A 17,183-nucleotide genomic window follows, 5' to 3' on the forward strand; every position below is an offset into this window, starting at 1 on the left:
CACAAATAATAATCGAGGATACGATGAAAAGACTTCTACTTAGATTGGCTTTTAGCTTAATTGTTGTAAGTTCTCATGTGACCGCAAATCAAGTGAACTATTACGTCATTGCTGAACAAGCTCGACCATTTCAAATTGAACAACAGGGACAAATGCACTCCGGAATTGTGACCGATATCGTCAGCGCTATCTTCGCGGAGTCGGATTACCAAGTGAATTATCATACTTATCCATTTAAACGTATGATTTCCATATTGGAAGAAGGCGCTGAGCCAAACTGGTTAACTTATGGCAGCCCGAACTGGGGCAAGGTGCAGTCGGAAAATTTATCTGAGGAGCCCATTTACACTGTAAAACATGTACTGGTGTCGAGTAGCGAGAAGCCTTTAGAATTCAAAAACATGGATACCATGCATGGTCGTTCTATTGTATTACTGCTAGGGTTTGATTATCCAAATTTAACACCGTTCTTTGAAAATGGCAGTGTCAATGAAATGCGTGTGAAAGACTACAACGCCGCATACCGAGTGATAAGCCGAACCCCTGGAGATACAGCTTTTGTCGAGATGGAATCCCGAGTCCTTTACAACTTAAAGCGACTCAATTTGCCGTTAGAGAATTTTCAGATACAGCCTTTCAGCTCGGTTATTCCTGACTACTCAATCTACCTGGCTTTTTCACCTCAAATGCAACCAGAAACTCAAAATTACATCAATACACGACTCGTTGAATTAAAAACCTCAGGGGAAATTGATGAAATCATTCAAAAGTATCAATGAATCAACTCATTAACAAAAACGCCAACGATGATACGTTGGCGTTTTTGTTTCTGAGAAATCTGTAGAACTTACTTAGTGTGGTTAACAAACTTAGGATCAAACATGTGCCCCAATTTACTCGCCTTGGTTTGCAGGTAATGTTGATTACTTGGGTTATTCCCTTCTTGTAATGGCACTCGTTCAATGACGTTAATATCAACCGCTTTTAAGGCGGCGAGCTTGCGTGGGTTATTCGTCATTAGACGCACAGCGTCAATCCCCAAATGCTCTAGCATTCCTTTACAGAACGCGTAATCACGCATATCAGCGGCAAAACCTAAACGCTCATTTGCTTCCACGGTATCTGCGCCATCATCTTGTAAGTGATAGGCACGAATTTTATTAATCAAGCCGATTCCACGCCCTTCTTGACGTAAATAAAGCAGCACGCCACATCCCTCTTTGACGATGTTTTGTAGCGCTCTATTAAGCTGAAAACCACAGTCACAACGCGTGCTAAATAGAGCATCTCCGGTAAGACACTCCGAATGCAACCGAATAAGTGGTGCTGCACTTTTTGTTGGCTCGCCATAGACCAGAGCAAGATGCTCTTTATTTGTCGCGGCTTCAATAAAGCCGTACATCATAAATGTGCCCCACTGGGTGGGCAATTTGGCTTTATCGATAAACTTCACGAGATTGTAAGGCTCAACATGTCTCAGCTCTGCTCGAACATTCATCAGAATCTCTCCTAGATGATTTTCTCCTTTACCATCTCCCCCGTCTCCCCAAAAGGCATCTTTATGAGAATGCTCTGTTAGGCAAGCGTTACCCGTTCTCATTAATTGCTGCGCTAATGGTGGATTTTGTAGAAACTTTTCCCTAACGATGAAAGCCATAACAGCCAACTTTATATCGTCCCAATCGCTTCTGACAAAGTGTTCGTATTTACGGCTTAAAGCAAACGCTTCATCAGGGGTGCTTGCGTGCTGAATTTTACTTTGCAACTGAGCATCGAGAAACTTTTGGGCTTGGTAATAATGTTCGCTGGTGGGCCAAGTTTGGGAGGAGATATTGACTGGGGCATGGCAAAAATTTGAGAGAAAACCGTGGGGCTCATCGGGCTCATAAAAAAGGATTTGATCAACCATACTTGCGCTCCTTGCTTTGTGGTTGCGATAATCAACAAAAAGCATATCGCTACTGATATATCTAGTAACACAAGGTCAGATTGTCAAACTTCTTCGGGACGGGACGTGAGTGTGAAACTCGTGCTTTTGAGGCGCAAGACAGATAAATGGAGAGTTTGAATAAGAGAGTAATAGAGTGAAAAAATAAAAAGGGCAGTCCGTCGACTACCCTATGGGTTGCTAAACCAACCTGAGGCGATCAGTGTATCAAGCCAAGCTCCCTTGCTTCTTCAATGGTCAACCCACTTTCACGGATCTCACGTAACGCTTCAATGCGTCTTCTGGCTTCTGCTGATTTCACTGTTTTCTCTGGCTTCACAACGGTTTCCTCATCAGGTAATTCCCATTTGTGAGCGATGTTGGTCATCTCGTCATGGTCGATAGAATTAATGGACATATTTCCTCCGAACACACCATGTTTTCGATGCGTAATCTATAGCAAAACCGGAACAAGGTGGTAAGAAAAACTGTAGGGAAATGTGACCCCTCCCGCCCTTTCGTTAACTCCTTAATAGATTCATCATTTAAGTTTTGCCAAGGGACAAATTTACGATTAAATTTGAGTAATTCCCCCTACGAAAAGTGTGCTGATCTAGCTCTCAATTCTGCTCTTCTTTAGTTTTATCAACGACGCATTACACCACTTCCTGTTTCACCTAACTTTCGAGTCACTTCACTGATTCATAGTTTGATACTTTCTAAAAACCGCCACACCTGATAATGATAATAATTATCTTTTAGATTGGTAAGGTGTTTATATGGATGGTATTAACTTAAGTCATGCATACCACAATGACCCGGTCATCCAGATCCGAGATTTGTGCGTCGATTACATCACTGATAATGGTGATTTTAATGCGGTAAAGTCCGTCAGCTTTGATATCGGCAAAGGCGAAGTATTTGGTCTTGCCGGTGAATCTGGATGTGGTAAAAGCACAATTGCATTCTCAATAAATCGTCTTCATAAGCCGCCAGCGTTCATTTCTGGCGGTAAAATATGGTTTGATGGCAAAGATATCCTTAGTATCTCAGACTCTGAACTGACCGCTCTAAGGTGGAGTGAAATCGCCATGGTGTTCCAGAGCGCGATGAACTCACTCAACCCTGTCTTAACGATACAAGAGCAATTTGCAGATGTGTTACGACACCATCAAGGCCTCACTAACGCTCAAGCAAAAGATAGAGCAGAAAAGTTGTTGGACTTGGTCAATATTCCTCGAGAACGCTTAGCAGAATATCCTCACCAATTTTCAGGAGGAATGCGTCAGCGGTTGGTGATAGCCATTGCTTTGTCTCTAAATCCAAAACTGATCATTATGGATGAACCCACAACAGCATTAGATGTAGTGGTACAGCGAGAAATTTTACAGCAAATTTATCAGCTTAGAGATGAGTTCGGTTTTTCAGTCCTCTTTATCACTCATGACCTGGCACTCATGAGCCAACTATGTGATCGAATTGCAATCATGCGTCACGGAGAAATCGTCGAAGTCAATCGAGCATACGATATACGCAATCATCCTCAACACCCTTACACGCAAAAGCTATGGGCTTCTTTCCCAAACATCCATGACGTCCACAAACAACCAGAGTTACAAGGAGCGTAACCATGAGTCAACCTATCATCCAAATGAAAAATGTGATTAAAGAATTCAAAGTGGGCGGTGGTTTAGCGAAAGAGGAAACCTTTCGTGCGCTTCAAGGAGTGACTTTTGATCTGTACGCAGGAAAAACCTTGGCTTTGGTTGGAGAGTCAGGCTGCGGTAAGAGTACTTGCGCTCGCTTAATAACCAAAGTCTATCCTGCAACGGAAGGCGAGATCCTTTTCAATGGCACTGACATAAATGAGATCACGTCACGATCGGCTCTACAAGAATATCGCAGTAAAGTACAAATGGTGTTTCAAGATCCGTTTGGCTCTCTCAATCCAACTCATACCATTCGCCATCACCTAACACGTCCTTTAAAAATTCATAAACAAGTCAAAAACGAGCGCGACATCCCAGCCCGCTTGGAAGAGCTCCTAAAGCTGGTGGAACTACCTGAAGAGACATTGAATAAGTTCCCTCACGAACTCAGTGGTGGGCAACGTCAGCGAGTAAACTTAGCAAGGGCTTTAGCGGTAGGTTCGCAAATCATTCTTGCGGATGAGCCTACGTCTATGCTGGATGTTTCTATTCGCTTGGGAGTGTTGAATTTAATGCAACGAATGAAGCAAGAACTGGGAATTGGTTTTTTATACATCACTCATGATCTGGCGACTGCGCACTACATCGCGGAAGAAACCGCAGTAATGTACAAAGGGCAAATCGTTGAATGGGGCGACACGCATTCAATACTTAAGAATCCGCAGCATCCTTATACTAAGCTGTTGATTTCTGCCGTTCCTGATCCTGACTTACCTTTTGGTAACTTAGTGAAAAATGAACCAAACTATTCGATAGATGCCGATGAAATTCGTCAACGTAGCAGCATAATTGTCGACGAATTTGATCAAATAGGACCAAATCACTATGTAAAACAATGGACTGAGGCAGCGTAATGGATTTGAGTACTTGGCAAGATCAAATCGCCATGTGGTACGAACAGCGGAAACATGATCAAGTAGAAAAATTGGAAACGATCTTATATCAGGTGCCTGATGACGTGTTTGGACCCGAATTGAGTGATCTTCAAAGTAAAGCGATTGCTTGCTGGTTGGATGGATGTTTACGCGTGTTTCAACATGCAAGGTACCAAGACCCTCAGAAAGCATATCAAACTTTGCTTTATACGAGTGCAAAGCTTGAACAAGCAGCATGCCAAGTCTCGACTGATATTCTGATCAAAGATTGGTGTTTGAGACGACTTCAGCATCTCACCGTTGTGGCGTTAGAGTTTTGTAATCAGCAGTGTGATCAAAACAAGTGGCAGGAACAAGCCCATAGCTTAATCGAATCACATGTTGCGTTGATGCGTTCATTACATTGGAATGAACCTAAGAAGCATGATCAAGGTTTGCCTCATTAGTCCGGAAAAATGATCAAGGCTTAATTAGCGGAATTTTAGGTAAAAAAAAGCGAGTTTCCTGAGGAGAAACTCGCGAAGTCTATTCAGAATGAATGTAACAATATGAGCCAATCTATTAATCATCAGAAAGGACAAAAGGTTGTCTATTCGGGATAAATAGTAGTATTAGGCTTGGCTTCTAATGTCAGTGGTTTGTAAGAGTTAAGTCTGTTTTTTATCATCGAAAGACATTGTTACATTTCAAACCGATACATCACACCTATAGCTTGATACACATCAAGCGACATTTTTAAATCGCCATTTCATCCAAGGCACGAAATACCATTTCATCCATGTGACCATCGAAGATTTGACGACAAACTTTCCGACGCACCGCTAACCCCGCAATCAAGCGCTCGATGGTAAGATGCTTGACATCGTTCTGGGTGTTAAACAGCTCGACGGTTTTACTTAATGTCTCATAAGGAATCGGCTCATCCCCTACCCTTAGCCAATCGAGCTTCTCTATGTAATCTGAGCACTCTTCTTTGATTGAGGCATACGAGTGCCCTGTCATCGCAGATAAAGCCGTTATACTGCGTTCTAGAGCCTCTGGTGAGGTATATTTAGATAGAGTAATGGTGATCTCATCAGCATTGATCTCTACCAAATGTTTTCTTTGCTTCACGCGTCGCCCTAAATTTCCTCTTGGAGACGGTGCTTTGCGTTGAATGGGCTCAAATTCGCCGTCTATGATGCCTGAGAGCTCCTCAAGCTGCTGTCGGGTTACCATCTCATTACGAAGCGGGTTTGGCAGCGTAGGCGCCATGTTGCGCTTGCCTGCGTTGGTTGTACGAGCACGTGAGTAACGCAGCACCTCTTCGACGTCACATTTGATGTCGATCTGGTAATCCATCACTTTATCATTCTCGATCATAGTTTCGATCGTTAAGTGATAGCCCCATAAGTTCACCACAAAAAGATCGTCTGTCCCTTTGCCGTCTGACAAGCGTTTCAGCTCACGGATCAGATCCATTGAGAACCGACGCCATTCAATGTTACGTGCAAGCTTCTGATTTAACTCGCTCAACAGCATGCAATCTGTGTGTCGGCGCACCATACGGCTACGGAAAAACGAATACAGCTGGAACACCAACGTATGCTGTTTCAGGATTTCTGGTGGGAACAAGAAGAAATAATCGCGCGTTAACAGCTCTTCATAAAACGAAGGTTCCCAAACTAAAATATATAAGTTTGGCTTGATACGAATTTCACCATCGCTTCCCTCCACTGGTGCCTCTTCAGAGGCTGTGATGGTTCGAGCAAGAAAACGAAAACGATCACTTTTGAAGCCCTCTGGCATGTTTTCACTTAGCCAACGTCCAGTAAGTTCATGGAGCTGAAAATCAGTGAATTCAATGCGATCAATGCTATCGCGAATGGAATCACGAGCTGGGCCACTGTCTTTTTTGCCTCTGAGCGACAAAATATCAGTGATGTATAGCGGCGTTTTGTTTGGTACGTGAGCAGCATCAAGCTGATACTGATCTTTGTGATGATCATGATACTGAACCGTTAACGTGAAGAGAGCGAACAGGGTCATGAGATCATCCACAGTCATGATATTTTTGGATGATCGCGTCTCAATAACGGCTTTTGTGCCAGAGATCGACACCATGGATTTCTGATAACTTTTTCGAGTTCTTGGTGGCGCAAGTGCTTGGTCAATGATCCCAGCCCAATTTGTTGGAGATACAACAAATTGATCGGCTTCATCTTTCATCGTGGGAGGTGTGTTTAACCCGTGCTCATTCAACAAACGTTTGTTTACTTGAGTCTGAGCCAATGCTTTCGAACGTTTTTGTTTTTCGTTCTGGCGAACTTTGTCGGTAACAAGACTTGTTGCTCCCAACACAGATATAAGCTGATTGGGATTCACAAATTTATGTAGCATCGTTTTACCAGCAAGTCCCTCTTCAAAACGCACTGGAGTTTGAGTAAATAAACCAATATTTACTGCCGCGCGCAAACGTTGTTGCAAGGCTGCACGTGTGAGTTGCCCATCTGTTGCTTCCACAATCTCTGTGGTTGAAACCAAACCATCCTTGCTGCTGAAGCCTCGTAATGAGATCAGATTAAGCAACTCTAAGATGCTTTTGGTCACCCCTTTGAAATGTTGGTACTGCTCTACCCAATCCGCAGAGGATTCATGTACCTCAAAAAGATGGCCATCTTTGTGGCTTCTCGGTGCTTTAATCAGAATTTTTTCATCAGCCGTCATTTTAGATCCAGATCACACTAGCCGTAGTTGTGCTATGGTTCCGAAGAATAAAGAAAAACAGATCATAAATAAAGAAAAAAGATTGTTTTTTAAATAACTGATCTTTTTGATTAATCTGATCTTAATTGATTATATGATCTAATGATCTGGCTTGAAATTTTTCGCTAAGCTTTTGTTCTATAAGACTATTATTTCCATTTATTTCGGAACTATGATCATAAGAAGTCTGAAAGTATGATCAACAATAACCTGAAAGCATGATCATATTTATTCGTAAGCATGATCATTAAGGTTATGAAAAGATGATCAAAAGAGTCTTGAAACGATGATCATGATGTTTTTACAGGTTATCCACAGATGCAGTATTTAATAATGATCTTCACGATGATTATATTGTGCATTGGTGATGTTATTTATACTCGGATCGATGATCAAGAGCCAATATATCTATCGTTCTGGCGTCCATATTGATGAGATATGACTCATCTGATTAAAATACATTCAAGTCGCTCATATTTAGAAGTAAATCCTAGTCTCTGCTTATTTACAGGAAGCATGATCATGAGAGTGTGATTTATCATAGCAACTTGAGCAATTTCATTGTTCCGGCTTCTATACCGTCAATTTCTGCTCAATCCCCCATTCTGTCTGCACTCAACCGTAAATCAGAGAAGAAAACTCATGCTTCCGAGAGATTTTAAGGCTTGATCATATTTCCGACTAATGGATCTTATTTTATTTGCGTGTTTACACCGTACTCTGCTCAATTTTTCCATGATCATGCTTTCGGATTTGTTTATTAACACGGAAGCATGATCATAAGTATACCTTGATCATACTTCCATAGATGTTTCGCTGGAACTGCCCTATTTTGCTCGGAGACATGATCAAGGTGTTCAGGTCTTTATTGTTCCGATATTACTTACTATTTTTCGTTTAAATTAGGTTGGTCTAACATAATCCGTAATTTAGCTTAAGATTATAATCGTTCCGGTAGAAAATTGATTTACATTGTAAATGAGTGACGCTGTAACACTTTTTATTTTTAAGTTTAGGTGTCCACTTATGAGAAGATTATTTGATTAAAAATAGTTATCTTTTTGACCATAAATCATAAAAGCGTCGATTTGGGTGTTTTTTTATGTGATGGTAATTCAAAATGTTCGTGCACCTTTTTGTTGTTTTTGGTCTTTACTGCTGTACAATTGCAGTTATAAATCCTTCCAACGGAATTTGGCATGAAAAGAGAAAAAACGATTGAAAACCTTCTTGAGTTAGCGGAGCTGACTCAGCAGGTTCAAGCTGACCGTATTGAAATTGTTTTAGAAGAGCGAAGCGATAACTACTTCCCACCAATGTCGAAAGCGATGATGGAAACCCGTTCTGGTCTAACTCGCCGTAAGCTCGACGACGCGATTGGTAAAATGGAAGCCGCTGGGCATCAATTTACTAAAAACAACGCGAATCATTATTCAATTACGTTAGAAGAAGCACACATGCTCATGGATGCGGCTGAAGTGCCTAAATTTCATGAGCGTAAAAAGAATTCAGGTAACAAACCTTGGATTATTAATGTGCAGAACCAAAAGGGCGGTACAGGTAAATCAATGACCGCGGTTCATTTAGCGGCATGTTTAGCGCTAAATTTGGATAAACGATACCGTATTTGTTTAATCGACTTAGACCCACAAGGCTCGCTACGTTTATTCCTCAACCCGCAAATCAGCATGGCAGAGCATGATAATATCTATTCTGCGGTAGACATTATGTTGGGTAACGTGCCTGATGGTGTGGAAATTGACAGTGAATTTTTACGTAAAAACGTATTGCTGCCAACGCAATATCCGAACTTAAAGTCGATTTCAGCGTTTCCAGAAGACGCGATGTTTAATGCGGAAGCATGGCAAACGCTATCTGAAGACCCATCACTCGATATCGTCCGTCTGCTGAAAGAGCAACTGATTGATAAAATTGCTGATGACTTCGATATCATTATGATTGATACCGGTCCACACGTTGACCCATTAGTATGGAATGCGATGTATGCATCAAATGCCTTGCTCATTCCTTGTGCGGCTAAGCGTCTGGACTGGGCTTCAACAGTAAACTTCTTCCAGCATTTGCCTACGGTATATGAAATGTTCCCGGAGGACTGGAATGGTCTTGAGTTTGTTCGCTTGATGCCAACCATGTTTGAGGACGACAATAAGAAGCAAGTTTCTGTTTTAACTGAAATGAACTATCTTCTAGGTGACCAAGTTATGATGGCTACTATTCCTCGTAGCCGTGCGTTTGAAACCTGTGCCGATACCTACAGCACAGTATTTGATCTGACAGTAAGCGATTTTGAAGGCGGTAAGAAGACACTAGCTACCGCGCAAGACGCTGTTCATAAAAGCGCACTGGAATTAGAGCGTGTGCTGCACTCTAATTGGCCGTCATTGAATCAGGGGTAATAAGTAAATGGCTTTGAAAACGTCTGAATTAAACGCGAAATTATTTGGCAAAACGAATAAGCGTCGTGTTGTGACTCCGCAAGAGGCGCAAACTGCGGCAAAAGAGAAAGCTCAAACGATTGAACTAGCAGTTGCAGGTGAAAATATTGTTCAGTTTGAACTTGTGCGTATTCCTGCAAATAAAGTTGCGACAGAAACAACAGTATTTGTTGATAACGCTCGTGAGCAATCGTTCTTAAACGAACATGCTTTATCTGATGTTTTAGTCACACTCAAAGAGCGTGGCCAACAATATCCAGCGGTGGGTCGTAGAACTGAAGATGGCAAGATTGAAGTTTTAGATGGTAGCCGTCGTCGCATGTCTTGTATCCTCGCTGAACAAGATTTTTTGGTTTATGTTGCTGACAACATCAATACTGACCATGCTAAGTTTTTGTCTGATGTGGCAAATGCTCACAAACCGCTCTCTTTATACGAAAAAGGTAAAGAGATGCAGGCTAAGCTTGATAGTGGTGAAGCTGAGGATCAGAAAGCATTGGCAAAAATGTTCCAGTGCAGTGAAGCGTTGGTAAGTGGCGCTTTAAAAGCCGCAGCATTACCGTTAGAACTGCTTCAAGCGTATCCGAATGTTGGCGATCTCGGTCGCCCAACAATCGTGAAACTGCACAAACAGTTTTCAACGCTAACGCCAGAGCAGCAGCAAGAGCTGTTAGATAAATGTCGCTCTAGCGAAGGGTTTTTATGGCAGCGAAGCACAGCTCAAGGCGTTGCTCGTCTGACAAAAGAAGTCACGGAAAGCATCGAAAATTGGATTACTGAACTTGCACCAGCAAAACCTGGTAAGAAGACGGAAAAAGTCGACTTAGTTAAAGGTCGAGCAAGCTATAGCCGAAAAGGTAGCAGCCTGGCGTTGAACTTGAAGAAAGTTGACGACAGCTTAATGGAAGAGATTCTTGCGTTTGTACAAACCAAACTGCAATAACAAATGATGATTGAATCAACCGCCTCCGGGCGGTTTTTTTATATCTGAGAAGCGTCAAATTAAAGATGTGATACCATTACGTCAGTTCAACGTTGGATAGACAAAATGCAGACACAATCTGATTTCCTTTCATCACTTCAACATCAAGCTCACCAATCTTTCCAAAGGATTGGTGTTGTCATTCAAGGCGAGGCTTCTTGGCAAAATGCGTTGATGTCAGAGTTCCATAAAACGCAGCGCCATCAACGTTGGTTTTCTGTTGGTGATTTTGGTTTGAAAAACGTATCCAGTGTTTCGTCTAAACAAGGACACATGTTGCTAGGCAGAGAGTGTGACGTTCTATTGTTTGATGCTCGAAATGGCTTTGACGCCAATAGTTTTACCGCCGCGCTTGGCTCATTGGTTGGCGGCGGTTTTCTTATTGTCATTACTGAGCTGCGACAAAATGCGAATTTTGCTCAGCAATGGATGCACAAACAGTGGGAGAAGCTCGTTGTTATTGAGCAAGACAAACCATTGCCAACGGCTCCAGACATCAAGCAAGCAGAAAAAGAAAGCCACTACACGGAACAAGAACATGCCATTTCTCTAATTGAAAAGGTGGTGACAGGACATCGAAAGCGACCGTTAATTTTGACCGCTGATCGTGGGCGCGGAAAAACAAGTGCCCTCGGCATTGCGTGTGCGAACTTATTACAGCAGAAGCCACTTAGAATCTTAATTACGGCACCATCTATAAAAGCCGTTGAGCCTGTTTACCAACATGCTTTACGTTTACTCCCTAACGCACAGCGCATTAAGAAGGACAGATTAGAATCAGGGCAGGGAGCCATTCAATTCATTGCTCCTGACGAACTTCTATCGAGCAGACCTGAATGTGATTTGTTACTTGTCGATGAAGCGGCTGCAATTCCAGTTCCTATGCTCAAAAGCATTACCGAACATTATCATCGACTCGTTTTTTCTACGACTGTTCATGGTTATGAAGGTTGTGGCCGGGGCTTTACGATTAAATTTGTTGATTGGCTTCAGAAACAGCGTTCGGGAATGAAAACATGGCACATGACACAGCCCATCCGCTGGAGCATGAATGATGCGCTTGAATCATGGCTCTATGACGCGTTTTTGTTGGATGCGGAGTTAACGCACCATCAACTTAAACAGGTCGACTCAATTTCCCTTTCTAAAGCCGATAAGAACAATTTGATATCGCAGCCTAGTTTGCTGCGTGAGTGCTTCGCTCTTTTGGTGAATGCTCATTATCAGACCTCGCCGAATGATTTGATTCACCTTTTGCAAGACGACAACAGTCAGCTCTATTTTGCTAAGCAAGATAATGCGGTTGTGGGGGTGATATTAGCGGTCGAAGAGGGGGGCCTTGACGATGAATTGATTGAAGAAATCCAGCTTGGTAAGCGTCGTCCTAAAGGACACTTAGCCCCAATTACGATTGCAAACCACCTAGGATTCCCGAATGTCGCGAATCTATCGACGCTGCGAGTCATGAGAATTGCGGTTCATCCAGCATTGCAAGGCAAAGGCATTGGTCAAAAAATTCTGCAGCAACTTGAGCAAATGGCTGCTAAACACATTGCCTACTTATCCACGAGTTTTGGTGCGACGGAAGAGTTGCTCTATTTCTGGCGACAATCGAACTTCCGTACAATTCGCTTAGGGTCAATGCGCGATGCTGCTAGCGGTTGTTATTCAGTCTTGATGGTCAAACCTTGTGATTCCCAACAGACGGCTTGGGTCGACCAATCTCAGGCGCTATTTGAAGAAATGTTGTCTAACAATGTGGCTGACGTCTATCCAAAATTAGAAGCCCCTATTTTTCGAGCTCTATTGCCGCAACCTTTGGGAATGAGTCCACTTCATCCCGCTAAGTTATTACTAATTGAATGTTATGCTGATGGTGGTAACAGTTATGAGTCTGTGTCTGTGTGGCTTCAACAGTGGTTACTTAATTTAGGTTTGAACTCTGTTTCCGACTTGATGATTAGTAAGCTTTTTCTTAACCGTAGTTGGACTGAATGTGCTCAGCAATTTGGTTTACCTGGAAGAAGGCAAGTTGAGCAGCAGTTAAGGGACGAAGTAAGACACATTTGGAGCGATTTACACTGTAAACAATAAAGGGAAATTTACACTGTAAATGAAATTATTGGGAGCTGATTTTACACTGTAAATCCAGCTCCTTTTTGTTTCAGCGTGTATTTTGATTGAGCTTTAGGTTAAATCGAGTTTTCTCTTAATATGCTGTTTAACCGTTATTGATGGATTACTTTCTTTAGTGACGTGAGCCCTATAATAAGAAATGCGAGGTTTGTTCAGAAAACGGATTTGGTTAGACTGAAAGTGTTGATGGGAAGCAAAGTGGTAAGGGTATGTGGAAGCTGTGTCTTGAGTTATCTGAAGATAAGACCAAGGTGATAGCCCGTCTTCCGGGAGAAGTGGACCTCGGTGGTGAGCTAAATCAAAATGAATTAAACGAGCAGCTCGTCGCAATGAACGCTGAAAGGATGTTTGTTGTTGAGGGGGAAGTCGTTAGGTTCATTAACTGCGCCAAAGAACGTAAAGCCGAAGCTTACGAAGGCATCGTCATTGCGGAAAAACGCAACGCGCAAGTTGAGGTCGAATTATCGAATAATGACATGCTCGCCAGCATGAACGTTGTCGGCGCGTACGGAGGCCGAGGTTTACGTGGCCCCGAGATTGTTCAAGCCCTTGCTCAAGCGCGAGTTTCGAAAGGCATCAACAAACTGGCTTTGAAGAAAGTGTTGGTTGTCAGCACTCAGCTCAAACCCGGCGAAACTTTTTCTCAACCTGTAGCGGTTGGTAAGCAACCTATCAAAGGCAAAGACGCTCTTTTTACTCCTCTTGTTAAAGACATCACCAAACGCATCCTCAAACCCAAAGACGGCCAATCTGCTAGCGACAAAATTGATTTACGTAACCTCGGTGAAACTATCGCGGTTGACGTAGGCGATGAGGTGATGCGCCGCACGCCTGCGACCAAAGGCACGCCTGGCTTTACTGTTCAAGGGCGAGTGATTCCTCCGCAAGCCGGAAAAGACAGCCCAATGAAGCCGGGCAAAGGCACTGAGATAAGCAAGCAAGACCCAAACCTATTGATTGCATCGGTATCCGGTACGCCTCTGATTAAAGACAAAACCATCGAAGTTGATAACGCACTCTGCCTCAATAGCGTTGGCGTGAATACAGGCCACGTGAAATTCAAAGGGAATGTGATTATCGGTGGCAACATCGAATCCGGAATGATTGTTAAAGCGACGGGCTCTATTACTGTAGGCGGCTTCATTGAATCGGCTGAAGTACAAGCGCAAGACGACATTCAAGTTGGTAAAGGGATCATTGGCCACACCGTGAGTGATGGCCAGCCAAAGAGTTGTCACGTCAAAGCCAAAGGTTCGATTCGTGCCAGCTACGCCCAATATTGTGATTTGCAAGCTGGCGAAGATATTGAGTTGGCGGTGCACAGCATGAATAACGATATTGTTTGTGGGCGCAATCTGACGGTGCTGGATGCGAACGGTAGGAACGGTACGCTCAGCGGCGGAGATGCAAAAGTCGGTGACAAAGTGGTGTGCTTACAATTGGGCGTAGAAGGCGACACCGCCACTAAGGTAGAAGCGTTCGCGCGCTATTCTGCATTTAAGGAGCGATTAGCAGAGCTCAAAGATCAATACAAACGCGCTCAAGAAGGCACGATGGATGTGATTCGTAAAGAGCTCGAATTTAAGAAACGTCCTAAAGCCGAACGTACCGACGAAGAACAAGCTCAGATTGACGTGATGAAAACACAAAACAACGAGCAGCTTGAAGCGATAAAGCAAAAGCTAGAACAAACGGAACATGACTTTGAAGTCGCGTTAGAAGAAAATATTGTCGAAGCCAAAGAGCGTGTCTTCACTCGCGTGACGGTGCAGTTTGGCGACGAACAAGTAACGACAAAGCGCACTCATGGCGGTTGTTCGTTCCGTTTCAATCAATACGAAATTAAAGTCTCGGCGAACTTGGAAGAAGAGGACGTCGCTGCGGTTTAAGCTTTCTTACTCACTGAGCCCACACGTCGCAACAATATGTGTGGGCTTTTTTTATCTATAAATCGACAATGTGCTCTTGATAGTAGTCCGCAAGCGCACCCACTTGGCTGCTACACATTACTTTCATTGCTTGTTTAATGTGTTCTATTGGCCAGTTCCACCATTGGATATTGAGTAGAGTTTCAATCTCTTTATCGCTGAATCGTTGACGTACGACTTGGTTGTTTCCAACCACCACAGAATAAGGTTGCACGTCTTTCGTCACTACGGCGCGTGCTCCGATGACGGCTCCATCGCCGATGTTTACTCCGGGCATGATCATCGCCTCACCGCCAATCCAAACATCATTTCCCACCACTGTGTCTCCGGCACGCTCGAAACCGTCTTGTACGCCTTCTCCAAATTCTTCAGGAGAGAAGGGGAAGGTCGAAATCCAGTCAATGCGATGACCTTGGTTTCCTGCCATCATGAAGGTGGCTCCAGAAGCGATGGAACAAAACTTGCCAACGATTAATTTGTCGATGCTATCGGGTTCTCTACTTTGCCATTCTTGAAGTGTGACGGGGTCACCCAACAAGTAGCGTACCGCTTGCTCTTCGAAGCTTTTTTGATGATAGAAGCCCGAGTAATAGCTGTAATCGCCAACGATGATATTGGGATTAGTGATGTGATCTTTAATGACTTGACCTTTTAACCACGTGTCGAAAACACTCATAACTCATCCTTTCAAATTTAGGTTGTACAGAGTTTAGAGGCTTTCTATTATTTCCAGTAGTTTGATTTTAGAGATTCAGAATTACTGTATGGAAATAAAATGGCTCAGCTACGTACCACTTTACGTCGCTTTGTGTGAGGAACGGAGTATTGCTGGTGCAGCAAAGCGACTGAATTGTTCGAATGCGCATGTAAGTCGGCAACTTAAACAGCTTGAAGACATATTGTCGGTGCAGCTTATTCAGCGAACTACGCGCCAGTTTAATTTGACCTACGATGGTTTGCGGTTTTATCAGCAGGTAAAGCAACTGCTCGAAGGCGCTGAGCAGATCAATGAGCAAGTCATGGCAAACGAGATCGTATCGGGAAAATTGAGAATAGCGGCGTCCGCTTCTTTCGGATCTGCGTTACTCAGCCAAACATTGATCGAGTTTCGATTGCAACATCCACAAGTGAGCGTCGAAGTGATCTTCACAGAGACGCCTCTCGACTTGATTGAGGCTGGGTTTGATATCGCATTCTACTTTACCGATACTCCTCCAGAGGGATACGTCGGCCATCAGCTACGCACTTTACACTGTAAACCGATCGCTCATCGCTCGTATTTAGCTGATAAACCAAATGTAAGTACGCCAGAGGAGCTTGGTGACTTAGAGCACATCCTTTATAAAAGTCGTGACTTGGTGTTAGACAAGTGGACGTTTACGCATAAGCAAACTCAACAGCAGTGCAGCATTGAGTTAGAAAGTACGCTGAGTTTTAATCTTGTCCAGTCCATGTTGGATGCTACTTTGACTGGCTGTGGTGTAGCCATGTTAGATGAATTTGCACTGGCTAAACTCGACCCTGCACAAAAAGAACAACTCGTGAGTTTGCTGCCAGAATGGCAAACGGATGCGATTTTGCCGCTTTATCTGCTTTACCCAAAACGTGAGCACTTACCAAGAAGAACGCGAGCGTTCATCGAACACTTTAGGAACATATATTCTGTCGGCGAATAGCGACAACAAACTTAGCAACAATTGAGGAAGCAAAGGAATGCGAAAACACTGTATTGCGATTGGCGGTGGGGGCTGGATGATGGGAGAGAATCCGAGCCCGCTCGATCAATACATTTTGTCTTTGTCTTGTAAGGAGAATCCAAACATTTGTTTTATACCTACAGCCACGGGAGATGCTGATGAAGTGATTGAACGTTTTTACGATGCGAAGCTTAGTGAAAACGTGACCCATTTTCCGCTGTTTAAGTTTGAAGCTGGTTGGAAAGAAACGCTATTTGAACAAGACATCATTTACGTAGGTGGCGGTAATACGCGTTCGATGTTGGCCATTTGGCGCGAATGGGGAATCGATAGAATACTCAAGCAGTGTTATGAACAAGGCATCATCATTTGTGGCATGAGCGCAGGTGCAATTTGTTGGTTTGAGTTTGCGGTGACAGACAGTGATCCCGAAGCATACCAAGTTATGCGTTGTCTTGGATTTATTGACGGTTTGGCTGCGGCACATTTTTCTCATGTAGGTGAGAAGTTCGAGGTTTTCCAAGCCTTTGCTCGTTCTCAACCGAGCATCACTTGTTATGGCATTCACGATTATGCGGCATTGCACTTTGTTGATGGAAAATTGTTAGCTACTGTCACCAGCCTCCCTGATGCAGGCGTGTTGGTTAAAACAGGTAACGAAGAAAACATATTGCGAGGGTGAGCTTCTTCAAATCAGCATTAAAGGCAATAACTACTGACCGGACATA

At 43.3% G+C, this 17,183-nt stretch carries 14 protein-coding genes; 10 read left to right on the forward strand and 4 right to left on the reverse strand.

The genetic code is table 11. The features are described from left to right. Window positions 1-23: 23 nt before the first annotated feature. Window positions 24-779: a substrate-binding periplasmic protein gene (locus tag R7E51_RS06340; RefSeq protein ID WP_005383196.1), complete on the forward strand. Its 756-nt coding sequence runs from the start codon at window positions 24-26 to the stop codon at window positions 777-779. Between the two features lie 68 nt (window positions 780-847). On the opposite strand, the gene ribA is transcribed toward R7E51_RS06340, so the two are convergent. Next, the gene (ribA, locus tag R7E51_RS06345) at window positions 848-1,909 is read right to left on the reverse strand and encodes a GTP cyclohydrolase II (protein WP_017635221.1); all 1,062 of its coding nucleotides are present in this window, start codon (window positions 1,907-1,909) and stop codon (window positions 848-850) included. Between the two features lie 238 nt (window positions 1,910-2,147). Then, window positions 2,148-2,345: a PA3496 family putative envelope integrity protein gene (locus R7E51_RS06350; protein ID WP_005374493.1), complete on the reverse strand. Its 198-nt coding sequence runs from the start codon at window positions 2,343-2,345 to the stop codon at window positions 2,148-2,150. Window positions 2,346-2,706: 361 nt separating this feature from the next. On the opposite strand from R7E51_RS06350, the gene R7E51_RS06355 reads away from it, so the two are divergent. The 3 genes from R7E51_RS06355 to R7E51_RS06365 are packed head-to-tail and all read left to right on the forward strand — an operon-like array spanning window position 2,707 to window position 4,957. After that, the gene (locus tag R7E51_RS06355) at window positions 2,707-3,555 is read left to right on the forward strand and encodes an ABC transporter ATP-binding protein (protein ID WP_005374497.1); all 849 of its coding nucleotides are present in this window, start codon (window positions 2,707-2,709) and stop codon (window positions 3,553-3,555) included. A gap of 2 nt (window positions 3,556-3,557) precedes the next feature. After that, the gene (locus R7E51_RS06360) at window positions 3,558-4,490 is read left to right on the forward strand and encodes an ATP-binding cassette domain-containing protein (RefSeq protein WP_017821873.1); all 933 of its coding nucleotides are present in this window, start codon (window positions 3,558-3,560) and stop codon (window positions 4,488-4,490) included. Further along, window positions 4,490-4,957 (forward strand): hypothetical protein, encoded by a 468-nt coding sequence (locus R7E51_RS06365; protein ID WP_005374501.1) that lies wholly within the window; start codon window positions 4,490-4,492, stop codon window positions 4,955-4,957. Before R7E51_RS06360 ends, R7E51_RS06365 begins: the two co-directional genes overlap by 1 nt. A 289-nt stretch (window positions 4,958-5,246) precedes the next feature. Here the strand turns inward: R7E51_RS06365 and R7E51_RS06370 are convergent, their stop codons facing one another. Further along, complete coding sequence (locus R7E51_RS06370) at window positions 5,247-7,217, reverse strand: replication initiator protein RctB domain-containing protein (protein ID WP_005374502.1); 1,971 nt, start codon at window positions 7,215-7,217, stop codon at window positions 5,247-5,249. A gap of 1,238 nt (window positions 7,218-8,455) precedes the next feature. Here R7E51_RS06370 and R7E51_RS06375 point away from each other — a divergent pair. The 4 genes from R7E51_RS06375 to R7E51_RS06390 all read left to right on the forward strand — a co-directional run bounded on the left by R7E51_RS06375 (window position 8,456) and on the right by R7E51_RS06390 (window position 14,719). Beyond that, entirely contained in the window at window positions 8,456-9,673 is a 1,218-nt protein-coding gene (locus R7E51_RS06375) for an AAA family ATPase (RefSeq protein WP_005374503.1), read from the forward strand. A gap of 7 nt (window positions 9,674-9,680) precedes the next feature. After that, a complete protein-coding gene (locus tag R7E51_RS06380; protein ID WP_005374504.1) occupies window positions 9,681-10,655 on the forward strand; it encodes a ParB/RepB/Spo0J family partition protein in 975 nt (324 codons plus the stop codon). Window positions 10,656-10,760: 105 nt separating this feature from the next. Further along, entirely contained in the window at window positions 10,761-12,788 is a 2,028-nt protein-coding gene (locus R7E51_RS06385) for a tRNA(Met) cytidine acetyltransferase TmcA (RefSeq protein WP_017821874.1), read from the forward strand. A 251-nt stretch (window positions 12,789-13,039) separates the two neighbouring features. After that, on the forward strand, window positions 13,040-14,719 hold the full coding sequence (locus tag R7E51_RS06390; protein ID WP_017821875.1) for a DUF342 domain-containing protein: 1,680 nt from the start codon (window positions 13,040-13,042) through the stop codon (window positions 14,717-14,719). A 55-nt stretch (window positions 14,720-14,774) separates the two neighbouring features. Here R7E51_RS06390 and catC read toward each other — a convergent pair whose 3' ends face one another. After that, the gene (gene catC, locus R7E51_RS06395) at window positions 14,775-15,434 is read right to left on the reverse strand and encodes a type C chloramphenicol O-acetyltransferase (protein WP_017821876.1); all 660 of its coding nucleotides are present in this window, start codon (window positions 15,432-15,434) and stop codon (window positions 14,775-14,777) included. An 88-nt stretch (window positions 15,435-15,522) separates the two neighbouring features. On the opposite strand from catC, the gene R7E51_RS06400 reads away from it, so the two are divergent. Then, the gene (locus R7E51_RS06400) at window positions 15,523-16,434 is read left to right on the forward strand and encodes a LysR family transcriptional regulator (protein ID WP_017821877.1); all 912 of its coding nucleotides are present in this window, start codon (window positions 15,523-15,525) and stop codon (window positions 16,432-16,434) included. Between the two features lie 37 nt (window positions 16,435-16,471). After that, on the forward strand, window positions 16,472-17,137 hold the full coding sequence (locus R7E51_RS06405) for a peptidase E (protein ID WP_017821878.1): 666 nt from the start codon (window positions 16,472-16,474) through the stop codon (window positions 17,135-17,137). Window positions 17,138-17,183 lie beyond the last annotated feature (46 nt).

This window comes from Vibrio sp. Vb1166 (genome assembly GCF_033338695.1).
Classification (GTDB): domain Bacteria; phylum Pseudomonadota; class Gammaproteobacteria; order Enterobacterales; family Vibrionaceae; genus Vibrio; species Vibrio alginolyticus.

Bases quoted from the DNA above. Each gene is read 5' to 3' on its own strand.
- R7E51_RS06375 (WP_005374503.1), top strand. From the start codon at position 8,456: ATGAAAAGAGAAAAAACGATTGAAAACCTTCTTGAGTTAGCGGAGCTG.
- R7E51_RS06405 (WP_017821878.1), top strand. From the start codon at position 16,472: ATGCGAAAACACTGTATTGCGATTGGCGGTGGGGGCTGGATGATGGGA.
- R7E51_RS06350 (WP_005374493.1), bottom strand. From the start codon at position 2,345: ATGTCCATTAATTCTATCGACCATGACGAGATGACCAACATCGCTCAC.
- catC (WP_017821876.1), bottom strand. From the start codon at position 15,434: ATGAGTGTTTTCGACACGTGGTTAAAAGGTCAAGTCATTAAAGATCAC.
- R7E51_RS06360 (WP_017821873.1), top strand. From the start codon at position 3,558: ATGAGTCAACCTATCATCCAAATGAAAAATGTGATTAAAGAATTCAAA.
- R7E51_RS06390 (WP_017821875.1), top strand. From the start codon at position 13,040: ATGTGGAAGCTGTGTCTTGAGTTATCTGAAGATAAGACCAAGGTGATA.
- R7E51_RS06340 (WP_005383196.1), top strand. From the start codon at position 24: ATGAAAAGACTTCTACTTAGATTGGCTTTTAGCTTAATTGTTGTAAGT.
- ribA (WP_017635221.1), bottom strand. From the start codon at position 1,909: ATGGTTGATCAAATCCTTTTTTATGAGCCCGATGAGCCCCACGGTTTT.
- R7E51_RS06355 (WP_005374497.1), top strand. From the start codon at position 2,707: ATGGATGGTATTAACTTAAGTCATGCATACCACAATGACCCGGTCATC.
- R7E51_RS06400 (WP_017821877.1), top strand. From the start codon at position 15,523: ATGGAAATAAAATGGCTCAGCTACGTACCACTTTACGTCGCTTTGTGT.
- R7E51_RS06385 (WP_017821874.1), top strand. From the start codon at position 10,761: ATGCAGACACAATCTGATTTCCTTTCATCACTTCAACATCAAGCTCAC.
- R7E51_RS06365 (WP_005374501.1), top strand. From the start codon at position 4,490: ATGGATTTGAGTACTTGGCAAGATCAAATCGCCATGTGGTACGAACAG.
- R7E51_RS06380 (WP_005374504.1), top strand. From the start codon at position 9,681: ATGGCTTTGAAAACGTCTGAATTAAACGCGAAATTATTTGGCAAAACG.
- R7E51_RS06370 (WP_005374502.1), bottom strand. From the start codon at position 7,217: ATGACGGCTGATGAAAAAATTCTGATTAAAGCACCGAGAAGCCACAAA.